At 54.2% G+C, this 14,622-nt stretch carries 6 protein-coding genes, 2 tRNA genes and 3 rRNA genes; 3 read left to right on the top strand and 8 right to left on the bottom strand.

Annotated elements, in window-relative coordinates:
- The first annotated feature begins 83 nt into the window (after window positions 1-83).
- Complete coding sequence (locus tag EBB79_RS01730; protein WP_127747180.1) at window positions 84-821, top strand: GntR family transcriptional regulator; 738 nt, start codon at window positions 84-86, stop codon at window positions 819-821.
- A gap of 250 nt (window positions 822-1,071) precedes the next feature.
- Here the strand turns inward: EBB79_RS01730 and EBB79_RS01725 are convergent, their stop codons facing one another.
- A complete protein-coding gene (locus EBB79_RS01725; protein ID WP_127747179.1) occupies window positions 1,072-1,467 on the bottom strand; it encodes a RidA family protein in 396 nt (131 codons plus the stop codon).
- 87 nt (window positions 1,468-1,554) lie between these two features.
- On the opposite strand from EBB79_RS01725, the gene EBB79_RS01720 reads away from it, so the two are divergent.
- Window positions 1,555-2,274, top strand: coding sequence for a helix-turn-helix transcriptional regulator (locus tag EBB79_RS01720; RefSeq protein ID WP_127750834.1), 720 nt, complete (start codon window positions 1,555-1,557; stop codon window positions 2,272-2,274).
- Between the two features lie 398 nt (window positions 2,275-2,672).
- Here EBB79_RS01720 and EBB79_RS01710 read toward each other — a convergent pair.
- The 5 genes from EBB79_RS01710 to EBB79_RS01685 all read right to left on the bottom strand — a co-directional run bounded on the left by EBB79_RS01710 (window position 2,673) and on the right by EBB79_RS01685 (window position 8,598).
- Window positions 2,673-2,749: transfer RNA gene (locus EBB79_RS01710), tRNA-Met, on the bottom strand.
- Between the two features lie 56 nt (window positions 2,750-2,805).
- Window positions 2,806-2,920, bottom strand: a 5S ribosomal RNA gene (rrf, locus tag EBB79_RS01705).
- Between the two features lie 222 nt (window positions 2,921-3,142).
- Window positions 3,143-6,044, bottom strand: a 23S ribosomal RNA gene (locus EBB79_RS01700).
- A 631-nt stretch (window positions 6,045-6,675) separates the two neighbouring features.
- A tRNA-Ile gene (locus tag EBB79_RS01695) sits at window positions 6,676-6,752 on the bottom strand.
- Between the two features lie 374 nt (window positions 6,753-7,126).
- Window positions 7,127-8,598 (bottom strand): 16S ribosomal RNA (locus tag EBB79_RS01685).
- Together the 16S, 23S and 5S rRNA genes with 2 tRNA genes alongside form the textbook arrangement of a ribosomal RNA operon.
- 1,083 nt (window positions 8,599-9,681) lie before the next feature.
- On the opposite strand from EBB79_RS01685, the gene eda reads away from it, so the two are divergent.
- Window positions 9,682-10,389, top strand: a complete 708-nt coding sequence (eda, locus tag EBB79_RS01680; protein ID WP_127747178.1) for a bifunctional 4-hydroxy-2-oxoglutarate aldolase/2-dehydro-3-deoxy-phosphogluconate aldolase — start codon at window positions 9,682-9,684, stop codon at window positions 10,387-10,389.
- 79 nt (window positions 10,390-10,468) lie between these two features.
- Here eda and EBB79_RS01675 read toward each other — a convergent pair whose 3' ends face one another.
- Window positions 10,469-10,891 carry a (R)-mandelonitrile lyase gene (locus tag EBB79_RS01675; RefSeq protein WP_127747177.1) on the bottom strand — a complete coding sequence of 141 codons (423 nt, stop codon included), beginning with the start codon at window positions 10,889-10,891 and terminating at the stop codon, window positions 10,469-10,471.
- Between the two features lie 413 nt (window positions 10,892-11,304).
- Window positions 11,305-14,517: a 2Fe-2S iron-sulfur cluster-binding protein gene (locus tag EBB79_RS01670; RefSeq protein WP_127747176.1), complete on the bottom strand. Its 3,213-nt coding sequence runs from the start codon at window positions 14,515-14,517 to the stop codon at window positions 11,305-11,307.
- Window positions 14,518-14,622 lie beyond the last annotated feature (105 nt).

Below are 14,622 nucleotides of genomic sequence, written 5' to 3'. Positions count from 1 at the left end.
TCAGAAACAACATGTCAACTAATAACCCAGTTGCGACTTTCTCAAATAAATGTAATGTCATGCAGGATAGAGGGACACTGGGAATGAAAAATTCTGTGGCAAATGCACCTAAGACACACGATGAAGACCTGCCACTGCCAGTCATTCGGCAAGCCACGACGCCAAGCGTTGCTGACCAGATCTTTGATGCGTTAAGCCAACGAATTCTTTCATTAAAACTCCCCCCCAGTACCAAAATTTCAGAGGCCGAGGTCGCCAAGCAAATGGGTGTCTCCCGCCAACCGGTGCGCGAAGCATTCAAACGTCTTGCCAAACTTGGGTTTCTCTACATTCGCCCCCAAAGCAGCACGACTGTAAGCCTGATTTCAGAAAATGCGGTTTTGCGAGCTCGGTTTATTCGCACCGCACTTGAGGTGAAAACATCCCGTACAGCCGCAGACTCATTGGACGCAGACGGTCTTGCAGCACTTGCCGCGCTTATCGAAGATCAAAAGGCGGCTATAGCGGAAAAAGACAGAGATAAGTTCCACGCTCTGGATGATGCGTTTCACCGTGAAATCTGCGTGCAGTCTGGCGTAGGATATGTCTGGAACCTGATCCACGAAAACAAGGCCCACATGGACCGTGTTCGCATGCTGACGCTGAATGCCGCGTCACAAAAACTGGCGCTTGATGACCATATAAAGATTTTCACCGCACTGACCTCGAACGATGCTGATGCGGTGGAGCAGGCAATGACGGAGCACCTGTCACGAATATTGGTCCATATCGAGGCGATCAAAGCGGATACCCACACTTGGTTCACCGAAGACACACAATGACCCATAGCCTGCCGATTGGCGAATGTACGGTTAAGATGGCCCCAATATTTCATGCTCCAAGGCCCGCTCTGCACCGGGATCAACCCAGGCTAAGGTGCCAGTGCTAGCGCACAAAATTTGAGACACGATTATTGTCCCAACATAGCTGACCTTCGTTTACATCGTGGTGATTTGCCTTGATGCTTGGGATGTGGACAAAGCGGCCATGCTGACTAGTATTTTGAATGACCGCTTCATCTCGTGGAACATATTACTCTGCGGCTGTGGCTTCGATTTCGAACAGCAAACCCGGAATTGCAAGCCGGGTCACGCCAAGCAACGTCATCGGCGGGGCACACTGGATCGGCCCAAAGCGCATAGCAAGCAGGTCGAAGTTCTTTAACGCCTCATCCACGTCTGTGGTAAAAACTCCAAGCCGGATTATATTGCTCAAGTTCATATCCGCACCAGCCAACACAGCCTCCAGGTTATCAAGCGCCAGGCCGATTTGACCTCGCATATCGCCGGCATGCTGTGGATTGCCCTCGGCATCGACAGCAGTTTGACCTGCACAAATCAACTGACGTGACGTGTCAGTGATCACTTCTGCCTGATTGTAACCAAGGCCCAGGGACCAATTCCAAGGGTTTACAGGTGCGCGTTTCATTGTCAGATTCTCCTTGTTGACATGTATGAGAACCGCTTAGAAATAAATGGTGCCATTTTCTGTCACCAAATAACGCAAATAAGAAAAATGAACATTCGTCTCCGCCATGATGCCATTGTACGCAGCCTTCGCCGCAACGGAACTTCGACGATCAGTACTTTGGCTGAGGCGGTCGGAGCATCAAGGCGGACGGTCCTGCGCGATATCTGTGCGCTGCGTGATCAGGGCTTTGTTATCCACTCCGAAAGCGGCCCCGGCGGCGGCGTACAACTTGACCCTCAATCGGTATTGACCACTACGCGATTAACAGTTGCCGAGGTTTTCGCGCTTCTCATCAGTGTCGCGGCAATGAGAGCGGCTCAGAATTTGCCTTTTTCTGACCTCGCAGATTCCGGTCTTCTCAAGATCGAGAAAGCCCTGCCGCAAGACAAAGTACGCGATCTGCGCCGTTTCCTTGAGTGTTTGCATATTGGTCAACTGTCGCCGCAGCAGGATGTGTCAGACATCGGGCCGATTGATCCCGCACTTCTTCCGGCTTTCGAGAGAGCGTTTCTTCAAAAGGTCCATCTCCGATTTCGATACAGCGACGCACAAGGACGCGAAACGCGCCGCGAGGTGGAACCCCAAGCCATGCTAATCCTGGCACCATTGTGGTATTTGGTGGCTTGGGATTCTGCACGTGATGACTTCCGGCATTTTCGTATGGATCGGATCATCAAACCAGAAACCGTTACAGGCGCAACATTCCGGCGACGGCATGTGCCATTTGAAGATGACGTCTGCCCCTTTAGTAATCTGCCGCGCTAAGCCATTGTAATGGCGCCAATGACCACAATGGGCTGGAGCTTGCATGCATTGCACGCGGATCGATTTCTGGATTTGGTTCACCTTGGTGGTCTTGATCAGGCCGCGACGGGGGAGTGACTGGAGGTTTCCACTGCAGGTCCTCTGACGGCATCCGCGCGGTGTTTTGTTGTTGGAGCCGACTGCCGTTGTTTTGTTGTCTGAGCTTTCAGTGGTTGGGTCCAAATGCAAACAGCCCCGCTGGAGCGGGGCGTAAGATGTGGTATCGTTGTTTTAAGTTGGTTGCGGGAGTAGGATTTGAACCTACGACCTTCAGGTTATGAGCCTGATGAGGTGAGACCGTTAATCAAACAGTCCGGGGGACTGTTTGTAGGTCGAACGGGCTGTTGCGATCTTGAATTTGGTTGCGGGAGCAGGATTTGAACCTGCGACCTTCAGGTTATGAGCCTGACGAGCTACCGGGCTGCTCCATCCCGCGACAGGGTTTGTAACCGGTTATATTTAATATTTATCGTTGTTTGAGGATTTTTCTAGGTTTGGCGGTGCCCTACTCTCCCACACCTTAAGATGCAGTACCATCGGCGCAACAGTGCTTAACTTCCGGGTTCGGGATGGGACCGGGTGTTTCACTTGCGCTATGACCACCAAACCGAGGAAAATCCTCGATTTGAGATACACGCCGTGTTTGCATGGCAAATCACGGCGAGTGGGAGACAGTGTCTTTGCGAAGCAAAGGCGCGTTCCCACATCAACATGTTATTCAAGTCAGTTCGTCTGATACGTATTCGATTTCGTTTCGAATACGGTTGGAATGTATGCTTTGATTGTCGTTCACTTAAGTCTGACATAGTCAGTCTGTCTATTACTGGATCAAATCAAGCCTATCGGGCAATTAGTACCAGTCAACTGAACGTGTTACCACGCTTACATCTCTGGCCTATCGACGAGGTGGTCTACCTCGGCCCTCAGGGATACCTTGTTTTGAGGGGGGCTTCCCGCTTAGATGCCTTCAGCGGTTATCCTGTCCGAACATAGCTACCCAGCACTGCCGTTGGCACGACAACTGGTCCACCAGTGGTTCGTTCACCCCGGTCCTCTCGTACTAGGGGCAACTCCTCTCAAGTATCCTACACCCACGGCAGATAGGGACCGAACTGTCTCACGACGTTCTAAACCCAGCTCACGTACCTCTTTAAACGGCGAACAGCCGTACCCTTGGGACCTGCTCCAGCCCCAGGATGAGATGAGCCGACATCGAGGTGCCAAACACTGCCGTCGATATGGACTCTTGGGCAGTATCAGCCTGTTATCCCCGGCGTACCTTTTATCCGTTGAGCGATGGCCCTTCCACTCGGGACCACCGGATCACTATGACCGACTTTCGTCTCTGCTCGACTTGTCAGTCTCGCAGTCAGGCTGGCTTCTGCCATTGCACTCAACGACCGATTTCCGACCGGTCTGAGCCAACCTTCGCGCGCCTCCGTTACGCTTTAGGAGGCGACCGCCCCAGTCAAACTACCCGCCACACAGGGTCCCGGATCCAGATAATGGACCGCGGTTAGACATCAAGCAGAGCAAGGGTGGTATCTCAAGGGAGGCTCCACCAAAACTAGCGTTTTGGTTTCGAAGCCCACCACCTATCCTGCACATGCTCGGCCTAATGCCAATGTGAAGCTGTAGTAAAGGTGCACGGGGTCTTTCCGTCTAACCGCGGGAAGCCTGCATCTTGACAGGCAATTCAATTTCGCTGAGTCTATGTTGGAGACAGCGGGGAAGTCGTTACGCCATTCGTGCAGGTCGGAACTTACCCGACAAGGAATTTCGCTACCTTAGGACCGTTATAGTTACGGCCGCCGTTTACCTGGGCTTCAATTCAGAGCTCTCACCCTCCTTTTAACCTTCAGGCACCGGGCAGGCGTCAGACCCTATACGTCGTCTTACGACTTCGCAGAGCCCTGTGTTTTAATAAACAGTCGCCACCCCTGGTTTGTGCCCCAGCTCCCACTTGCGTAGAAACCGGGCCTCCTTCTCGCGAACTTACGGAGGTATTTTGCCGAGTTCCTTCAACATAGTTCTCTCAAGCGCCTTGGTATTCTCTACCTATCCACCTGTGTCGGTTTAGGGTACGATCTCATGGAAGGGCTATTTCCAGGGACCTCTCAGCAGCCCATTCAATCCAATAAGGATGAACTACCTTCGAGATCCGTCACCACTTCCTGGCCCAGGAATATTAACCTGGTTCCCATCGACTACGCCTTTCGGCCTCGCCTTAGGGGTCGGCTTACCCTGCTCAGATTAGCTTTAAGCAGGAACCCTTGGATTTTCGGCGAGAGTGTCTCTCACACTCTTTGTCGCTACTCATGTCATCATTCTCACTAGTGATCTCTCCACCAGATGGCTCACGCCCCGGCTTCATCGAAAGATCCGGTCCTCCAAGGTGCCACACGGAACTGGTCCGGGGACACTAAAGAGGATAGGATCTATGTCACACTACGCTCTGCTACCATGCACTATGTGCATCCTCGGCTTCGGCTCATGGCTTGAGCCCCGTTACATCTTCGCCGCAGGACAACTTAATTAGACCAGTGAGCTGTTACGCTATCTTTAAAGGATGGCTGCTTCTAAGCCAACCTCCTGGTTGTTTTGGTCGTCCCACCTGCTTTCCCACTTAGCCATGAATTAGGGGCCTTAGCCGGAGGTCAGGGTTGTTTCCCTCTTCACTACGGACGTTAGCATCCGCAGTGTGTCTGCCGTCTAGTACTCCCGGGTATTCGGAGTTTGGTTAGGGTCAGTAAGGCTGTATGCCCCATTGCCCATCCAGTGCTCTACCCCCGGGGTATTCGGACGACGCTCTACCTAAATAGATTTCGCAGAGAACCAGCTATCTCCGAGTTTGATTGGCCTTTCACCCCTAGGCACAGCTCATCCCGATCTTTTTCAACAGATGTGGGTTCGGTCCTCCAGTGCATGTTACTGCACCTTCAACCTGGCCATGCCTAGATCACTCGGTTTCGGGTCTGATCCCACAAACTCATTCGCCCTATTAAGACTTCGCTTTCGCTGCGCCTACACCTAACGGCTTAAGCTTGCTTGTGAGACCAAGTCGATGACCCATTATACAAAGGTACGCTGTCAGGCCGCAAGGACCCTCCAACTGATTGTAGGCGTTCGGTTTCAGGTACTGTTTCACTCCCCTCGTCGGGGTGCTTTTCACCTTTCCCTCACGGTACTGGTTCACTATCGGTCAGTAAGGAGTACTTAGCCTTCGAAGGTGGTCCTCCGATCTTCAGACAGAATTTCACGTGTTCCGCCCTACTTAATACGTCCATCAAAGCTTAGAATACGGGACTATCACCCGCTATGGTCATGCTTCCCAACATGTTCTTCTCACTCATCTGGCTCGGCTGGTCCCCGTTCGCTCGCCGCTACTAGGGGAGTATCATATTGATTTCCTTTCCTCCGGGTACTTAGATGTTTCAGTTCCCCGGGTTTGCCTTTTAACCCTATGTATTCAGGTTAAAAATACCTGGTTTACCTTATTATTAAGAACACTCCGTGCTCGCCCTTGGCGAGTCTCACCAGCAAGCTGGTTCGTCCCACCGCAGAACGGTCAGAAGAGTATAATAATAACAAAGTATCAGGTGGGTTGCCCCATTCAGAAATTCATGGATCAAAGCTTATTCTCAGCTCCCCATGACTTATCGCAGAGTATCACGTCTTTCATCGCCTCTTACTGCCAAGGCATTCACCAAACGCCCTTTTCGCGCTTGATTTGATCCAGAAATAGAAAGACTGGTTATTTGTCCTACCGCCTTGCGACCGCAGAACCAACCAATCGATCGAAGAACAGAAGCTGGTAAGAAACTGTTCCCACATATCCCTGGGATCAAAAGCATACTTTCCCGCTCGCACCACGTATGATGCGAACAATTTGAACACGTCCCGTATGCAACCACTATCCGTGCGGGAAGCGGCTGAAGACGTGTTCGGGTTAGTTTACTTGACTTGGACAACACCGTCGTTTCAGGCTGGCATACTCATGGACGTCCGAGGAAACAGACGTATTCACAAGCTCGCTTCACTTCCGAAGAAGATCAGCACCAATCTGAGGTCAATCCCTTACTCGGGCGACCAACAGTATTGTTGATTGTATCTCTCTAAACGATGTCAATTCCCGGTACTTCCGAAGGAAGTGTCCGGAATGCGATGTAGCGTATTCTCGAAGAGAATGCGCGTTCGCACCGTCCGATTGGACGGAACAGAAGTTCTAAAACTGCTGTTCGATCTAATCGATACCTAATCCTGTGAGCCGCTCTCGGGACATCTTACTGCGTAAGATACCCTGCCGCTTGCCGCCAAGAGGAGGTGTTGTTCTTCTTCGTTTTGCCGAAGGCAAAGAAGAAGTGGTGGGTCGAGGAGGACTTGAACCTCCGACCTCACGCTTATCAGGCGTGCGCTCTAACCACCTGAGCTACCGACCCAGCGGGTTTTGCATCGCAAAACCGCGTTGCCGACAGGCGATTTGCAAAGCAAATCTGCCGACAGGGCCGACCCGTGGTGGTTATCACAAGGGCCAATGCTTGGTGGAGCCTAGGAGGATCGAACTCCTGACCTCCTGAATGCAAATCAGGCGCTCTCCCAGCTGAGCTAAGGCCCTTGCTGAACCCTGAGATCAGGGCTCGGTTGTCTGAAGAGATATGAGGACGGCCTGGCTCTGCCTAAGATCTTGCGATCCCAGACTGAGACTTGCGTCTCTATGATCATTCACCCATTTCGGGCGCCCCTTCGTGAGAAGAGGAGATCTGCTAAGTGTTTCATGAGATCAGCAAGCTGATCTGGCTAGAAACATCCTTAGAAAGGAGGTGATCCAGCCGCAGGTTCCCCTACGGCTACCTTGTTACGACTTCACCCCAGTCGCTGAACCCACCGTGGTCCGCTGCCTCCTATTGCTAGGTTGGCGCACGGCCTTCGGGTAGACCCAACTCCCATGGTGTGACGGGCGGTGTGTACAAGGCCCGGGAACGTATTCACCGCGTCATGCTGTTACGCGATTACTAGCGATTCCGACTTCATGGGGTCGAGTTGCAGACCCCAATCCGAACTGAGACAGTTTTTGGGATTAACCCATTGTCACTGCCATTGTAGCACGTGTGTAGCCCAACCCGTAAGGGCCATGAGGACTTGACGTCATCCACACCTTCCTCCCGCTTATCACGGGCAGTTTCCTTAGAGTGCCCAGCCGAACTGCTGGCAACTAAGGATGTGGGTTGCGCTCGTTGCCGGACTTAACCGAACATCTCACGACACGAGCTGACGACAGCCATGCAGCACCTGTCACTAGGTCCCGAAGGAAGGCCTGATCTCTCAGGTTGTCCTAGGATGTCAAGGGTTGGTAAGGTTCTGCGCGTTGCTTCGAATTAAACCACATGCTCCACCGCTTGTGCGGGCCCCCGTCAATTCCTTTGAGTTTTAATCTTGCGACCGTACTCCCCAGGCGGAATGCTTAATCCGTTAGGTGTGTCACCGAATAGCATGCTACCCGACGACTGGCATTCATCGTTTACGGTGTGGACTACCAGGGTATCTAATCCTGTTTGCTCCCCACACTTTCGTACCTCAGCGTCAGTATCGAGCCAGTGAGCCGCCTTCGCCACTGGTGTTCCTCCGAATATCTACGAATTTCACCTCTACACTCGGAATTCCACTCACCTCTCTCGAACTCTAGACCAGGAGTTTATGAGGCAGTTCCAGGGTTGAGCCCTGGGATTTCACCCCATACTTTCTGATCCGCCTACGTACGCTTTACGCCCAGTAATTCCGAACAACGCTAGTCCCTCCGTATTACCGCGGCTGCTGGCACGGAGTTAGCCGGGACTTCTTTACTAGATACTGTCATTATCATCTCTAGCGAAAGTGCTTTACGACCCTAAGGCCTTCATCACACACGCGGCATGGCTGGATCAGGCTTGCGCCCATTGTCCAAGATTCCCACTGCTGCCTCCCGTAGGAGTCTGGGCCGTGTCTCAGTCCCAGTGTTGCTGATCATCCTCTAAAACCAGCTAAAGATCGTAGACTTGGTAGGCCATTACCCCACCAACTATCTAATCTTACGCGGGCTGATCCTTCACCGATAAATCTTTCCCCGAAGGGCGTATAAGGTATTACTCTCCGTTTCCAGAGGCTATTCCTTAGTGAAGGGTACATTCCCACGCGTTACTAACCCGTCCGCCGCTCGCTCCCCGCCCGAAGGTTGAGAGTGCGCTCGACTTGCATGTGTTAGGCCTGCCGCCAGCGTTCGTTCTGAGCCAGGATCAAACTCTCAAGTTGAAAGCATCTTGCAATGCTATCCTTGACGTCGAACCTCTGCACATATCGTCCCATTGTTCAAATGGGACAGTTTAACCGTTTGGTTGTGCTCAAGTTTCCAAAGAAACAAAAGCCGTCCAAACAGTGAAGCTGACACTGGTCATCGGTACCGCATTTACATACAATCCCTACCAGCGTTGATATATGCACAGGTTGATCCATCGAATGAACCAAACCGCCCACATATCTCTTCAGATATATAAATTTTCAAAGAGCAAACAGACCAAAGGTCCTAGATCATTAGATCCCAGAGACAAAAATCAAACAGATGCGCCAATCTCTCAGCGCGCCCGCTTTAACCCTCTCCTCCATTCCCCGTCTCTCCGAAGCGTCCCAGTGTCTCTCCACCGCGTCCCCAACAACACCTCAGCGCCGCCGGTAAGGGGGGTTCTAGGGATATCACAACAAACCCGCAACCCATAAATCAACGAAAACTCACCTTTTTCACAAATCAAGCAATTTACACTTGAAAACAAGGCATTAGTTCAGATCATCGCCGAACTTGATGGCGCTACCCCAACCAAAACCACCGCCAAAATTCTGAAACAAACAGAACACCACCAGATCTTGTGGAATGGTACCGGACAGACACTAACAAACCCGGGAATCACAACACCCCAACTCCAGTGACCAACAACCGAAATCGGAGACATAGGATAAGTAGGCACCGTCTAGACGCCCTGGCGACGAACCCGACCAGAGGACGCAGCGCGAACCGTGGGCAGCCGAAGCAGCAACAAACCCATGCGGATAACCGATTAGAACGGTCCATCCCCATGCCTAGCCCCGTGCATATACCCGACCCTGTTATCATCAGGCATTTACCTTTCGCTCGCTTGCCCTAGCTCCTGAATCAAAGGCGAACATAAACATGACGCAATTGGCGCAGACACCAGATCCTCGGAATTTATCGTGTTGCCACGGAGCGAAGGCCACGTGCGCAGGTATGCCGCCGCCACTTCACGCATGGGCAACCAGGTCAGCCCACCGTGCTGCCTGCTTCCAAACGGGGCGGCGGCCGCCCCTATTCCCTGAGGGAAGGTCATGACCCCGCCCGGCGCAAAGAACAATGCCCGCACGCCACCCTCCATGCATATGCTTTGTCACCAGGCCCCGGTCATCCCAGTGCTGACAATTACTGATCTGGCCCATGCCGTGCCGCTGGCCGAGGCATTGGTTGCAGGCGGGCTGCCAGTATTGGAAGTAACACTACGGACCCCGGCAGCACTGCAGGCCATATCGCTCATGGCCCGGGTGCCGGGTGTTACGATAGGTGCAGGCACTGTCTTAAATCCCAACAATGCCAGAGAAGCCCACCGAGCCGGTGCCACGTTCGCAGTGTCTCCCGGTGCAACGCATCCCTTAATTGACTGCTGCGAAGACCTTGGCCTGCCATTGCTGCCCGGCGCTGCCAGTGCCACAGAGATTATGCAGCTTATTGATCGCGGTTTTGACCTGATGAAATTCTTTCCGGCCGCAGCAACGGGCGGTGCAGCCGCCCTGCAATCGTTTGGCGGCCCACTGTCTCAGGTTCATTTCTGCCCAACAGGCGGCATCTCACAAGACAGCGCCAAGGACTATTTGGCCCTGCCAAATGTTGCCTGTGTTGGTGGCAGCTGGGTGGCCCCCACCAAGATGGTACAAGATGAGCGTTGGGGTGAAATCCGTCAACTGGCGCATCTGGCAAGACAGCTCGAAAACGGCCGCCACCGGGCCAACGGGACTGATAGACATAAAAGTGACAGCAAGTGATCCCATTGCAATTGCGCGCAGTCGGTGAGTGCGCCAGTGGGTAAGACATTTACGCTGGAAAAATCCCCGGAAGCCCCGCTCACCCCTGGGGCTTTGCCTCAAGTGGGGGCGCCTGATACTCCTCATCAGATACATGTGCCATCCAAGTGGTCACAAAGCCGCTTTCAGCTTCTTGTATGGAAATAAGATCCAGAATGGAGTCAGGCACGGCACCATGCCAGTGCTCCTGCCCCGGGGGAATCCAAATCGTGTCACCAGCGCGCAAGATCTGCGGCGCAGCATCCCGGGTGCCAATTAGACCAGTCCCTGCGACCACATACAAAACCTGCCCCAACGGATGACTATGCCAAGCGGTCCGGGCGCGTGGCTCAAACTTTTCCCGGACAGATCGGTTTCTAGAGGGCGCAGGCGCTGCGAGGATCGGCTCCAACCATACCTGGCCTGTAAACCAATTGGGGTCGCCTAACTTGGACGGTCGCGAACCGGTCGGAAATAGTTCCATAATTCTCTCAAAACTCTATGGGCTCAAAATATAAACAGCCGACAATCGCCTAAGACTGTCCGTGCGCAGGCCTGCCTGTCAAGTCTGGTATGTCTGCTATTGGTGAGAATTTGCCGATGCCATCATTGGTCATGACAGCACCGCAATCGTCGCATCACCTACAGACTTAGTCCGCAAGCTATTGCCGCCGGATACCTATTGGAAGGCATGTCACCCAGTCTCACCAATGTCTCTGTCGACACAGCAATTTCTCCCGCCTCCTTAGATGGGCCTAACGGCCACATCTCAGAGTTGGGCCCAGCGCCGCGCAAAGCGCGGCGCGCGGCCCAACGGCAGACCGGGCATCTTTGATGCACGTGTCAGCGGGCGGGAGTTGTTAGGAAGGCACCGAAACAGGAGCACCGTCGAAACCGCTACAGATCGACAACAATCACTCCGCCCTTATCAGCAGCCCGTGACTGGCACAGGATCACCTGTGTCTGTTGTTGAGCCTTGGACAAGACAAAATCCCTGTGTTCAACCGCACCTGACACCAGCCCACATTTGCAGACCCCACAAATGCCGTCAGAGCATTTCACATCTATGTGCACGCCTTTCTCGGCCAATACATCCGTCGCGGTCTTGTCGGCTGGGATCAGAATTTCCCGCCCGGAGCGTGCCAATTTCAGAGTGAAGTCATGATTTTCGTACTCCGGCAAGTCCGGCACCGAGAAAAACTCAAGGTGGCGGGCCTCATCGGTAAAGCCCTGCCGTTCCGCCGCCTGCATCACGCCATCCATGAAGCGATCCGGGCCGCAGGAATAGACATGCCAACCATCGCGGTATCCGCTCAGCAGCGCATCCAGGTCCGCCCGTGTGCCCTCGTCCGAGATATGCAAAGAGACATGGTCCGCCCATGGCATGGCTGCAAGATCCTCAAGATAGCCAGCCCCGGATCGCGATGAGATCGAATAATGCACCTCAAAGTCCCGGCCCTGAGCATACAGCTGATGCGCCATGGCAATCATCGGCGTAATGCCAATGCCGCCGCCCATCAGGAAGCTTTTGCTGGCGGTGTCATCCAGAGGGAAGTGATTGATCGGCTTTGAGATGAAAATCCGGCGCCCTTCGGCGAAAATCCGGTGCAGCAGCGCAGATCCCCCCCTGCCCTCATCCTCGCGCAGCACGCCGATCTGGTATTTGCTGCGGTCTGCTGGATCACCCGACATTGAATACTGCCGCAGGAACTCGGGGGCGACCACGATATCCAGATGCGCCCCAGCCGTCCATTCGGGCAGGTCCGAACCATCCAGACTGCGGAACTCATATTTGGTCACATCCGAGCTCATGGTCTCTGCTACTGAAACCACAACCGGCAGAACCGGGCTGTCAGTGTTGCTGTTGTAAATGTGTTCCCAGTCGCCGCTCTCTCCATGCGCCTTGCGCGTCTTATAGTCGTCTGCGGAAATCATCGCCTGATAGGCCTGGATTCCAGCCTCACGATCCATTGGGAAAGGATAAGGCCAGGGGTGCGGTGCCAGATTGGCCGGATAAACAGCCAGCGTCTGGTCCTCGAACTTAAGCTTCAGATCCTTTTGCAAGGCGCGGGCATTCACCGGACGACGTGTTGGGCGATAACCTCCATCCTCTTGCATCTCCAGATCCCACCACCATTTTTTGACCGGGTTCATCTCGCCGTTGCCGACCAGATCATCCAGTTTGGCCAATGCCGGAGCCGTCTGTGGCAGGTTCATCGCCGCCCAGCGGAATGGTTTCTCAGAGAACAAGCCCTCGAGGTTCCAGGGGCATGTCTTCATACAACGGCCGCACATCGCGCCACCCGGTGTGGTGATCCGGTAGGTGGTGCACTTCTGACTGTCGCTCTTCCAGATCTCATAGCCGTTGAACATCTTCTTGGGCCCGGCCGTAATCGCCCCCGCCGGACACTCCCGCGCGCATTTGTTGCAACTTTCGCAAAACCGCTGCAGGCCAAAATCAATCGGCTTGTCATGCGCCATAGGCATGTCCGTGGTCACCACACCAGACTTCAGTCGTGGCCCCAAAAACGGGTTCAGGATCACCTCGCCAATGCGCGAGACCTCGCCCAGCCCGGACAACAGCAACAGCGGCGGTTGCAGCACTTCCCCATCCATCACCGAATGCGCTTTGGCCTTGTAGCCCAGATTACGGATCTGACGCGCGATCACCCCGCCCAGCAGCGAGAACCGCAGATAGGCGCGCATCGACTGGGCCACCGCAATCCAATCATCACCAGAGGTGCCATCGGTGGTTTCAAACCCCTGATCCACAATCATACTGATTGCCTGATCATGTTCCGGTACAATCTCGGCGCCGGTGGCGTCATGGCTGTACCAGGCCCACTCCGGGCAACGACTGATGCCCACGGCGTCAATGCCCAGCCAATAACTGGCTGCCTTAATATTGGCGGCGTTTCGCGCAACATCCGTCGGACGCGGCCCGACAAGGGACTCGCCATCCTGCAACAGCACAAAAGCCCCCAGCATCCGCCGCTGCGCCATAGAGGGCGCTGCTTTGCGCACATAAAACCCGCCTGTCGCTGCCTTTTGGTTGCCTTTTCCCATGTCTCCGAACTGCGCCCGCGCAAACATATCCGCCCGCTTGGGAACCCGCGCCACATGCGCTTCGTCGATATATGTGGTTGGTCCATCAACCCGGGTCAGCGTCTCAAAGGGGTGAGGCCCATCCTTGAAATCGCGGTTACGATAGGGATCGCCATTCAACGCCGAACGTTGCGAGCCCAGACCGATCCACCATTTTGGCCCCTTGATCTGCAGCATCGGCTGCTGATCCATCGGCGCCAAAGGCATGTCCATCGTCAAATCGAAATCGGTGGTTACCACTGCGACGCCAAAGCGACTGCCCAGGTAAGGGTTCACCAAGTGACCATCTTCAACCGTGGCCAGACCTGCCGCCACGGCCAATTGGTTCAGATCCACATCCGACGAGGTGCCAGTATGGGCCTTGGCGTCCCAGCCCAGCAACCGGATATAGTTTGCCAGCACAACGGCGGTTTCACTGGCCCGCAAGCAGGCACGATGGTCCTGTGCATCTGCCAGCCACTCGCACCCTTCCTCATCCGGTTTCGGATCACGTGACAGTTCATAGAGAAACACAATCGCGCGGGCGTGATCACCAATGGTGGTTGGCGGCGCGACCATCGCCTCCTTCAGATCCGCCATAATCAGGTCGATCCCAGCGGCCAGCGTTTTGGTTTGCCGGGTTTTCAGATCTTCAGAGAGGCGGTCGATATCAGGGTTCCGATAGGGCAGATCAAGCCGGGCCGTCGCTGGCACCGGACCGATCCCGACCATCGCCGCATCCGAGAAATAGCCGAACCCTTTGATATGCTCGGCACGTTCACCTGGATCGTCCGGACACTCGGCACGGGCCTTGTTGACCATACCGTCGCGAATTGCATCCATCATCGCCTGGTATTCGCCCATTGCGTTGACGATCGAGGCAGGCAAGCCCGGGCGACGAAAATTCAATGGCTGGAACCGCGGCACCGCGGTCAGATCCGGCATTTCTCCACGAACCAACCGCTCTAACGGGAACGGCCCCAAGTGCACGGGGCGATTTTTATCCGAGAAAAACTGAAAGCTCATTGCGGTTTGTCCTGACAGTCAAATGATAAGTCGGGACCTTGTACTACACAGGGCGGCTCTTGGATAGGAGCCAATATCCAATTTTAGCCAAATCAGCAGAACGCG

The organism is Parasedimentitalea marina, assembly GCF_004006175.1.
Classification (GTDB): Bacteria; Pseudomonadota; Alphaproteobacteria; order Rhodobacterales; family Rhodobacteraceae; genus Parasedimentitalea; species Parasedimentitalea marina.
This window is presented reverse-complemented; position numbering and strand designations above follow the sequence as displayed.

What these genes read in the sequence shown, in the direction of transcription:
- EBB79_RS01730 (WP_127747180.1), top strand. Translation starts at nt 84, where the DNA reads ATGAAAAATTCTGTGGCAAATGCACCTAAGACACACGATGAAGACCTG.
- EBB79_RS01725 (WP_127747179.1), bottom strand. Translation starts at nt 1,467, where the DNA reads ATGAAACGCGCACCTGTAAACCCTTGGAATTGGTCCCTGGGCCTTGGT.
- EBB79_RS01720 (WP_127750834.1), top strand. Translation starts at nt 1,555, where the DNA reads ATGAACATTCGTCTCCGCCATGATGCCATTGTACGCAGCCTTCGCCGC.
- eda (WP_127747178.1), top strand. Translation starts at nt 9,682, where the DNA reads ATGACCCCGCCCGGCGCAAAGAACAATGCCCGCACGCCACCCTCCATG.
- EBB79_RS01675 (WP_127747177.1), bottom strand. Translation starts at nt 10,891, where the DNA reads ATGGAACTATTTCCGACCGGTTCGCGACCGTCCAAGTTAGGCGACCCC.
- EBB79_RS01670 (WP_127747176.1), bottom strand. Translation starts at nt 14,517, where the DNA reads ATGAGCTTTCAGTTTTTCTCGGATAAAAATCGCCCCGTGCACTTGGGG.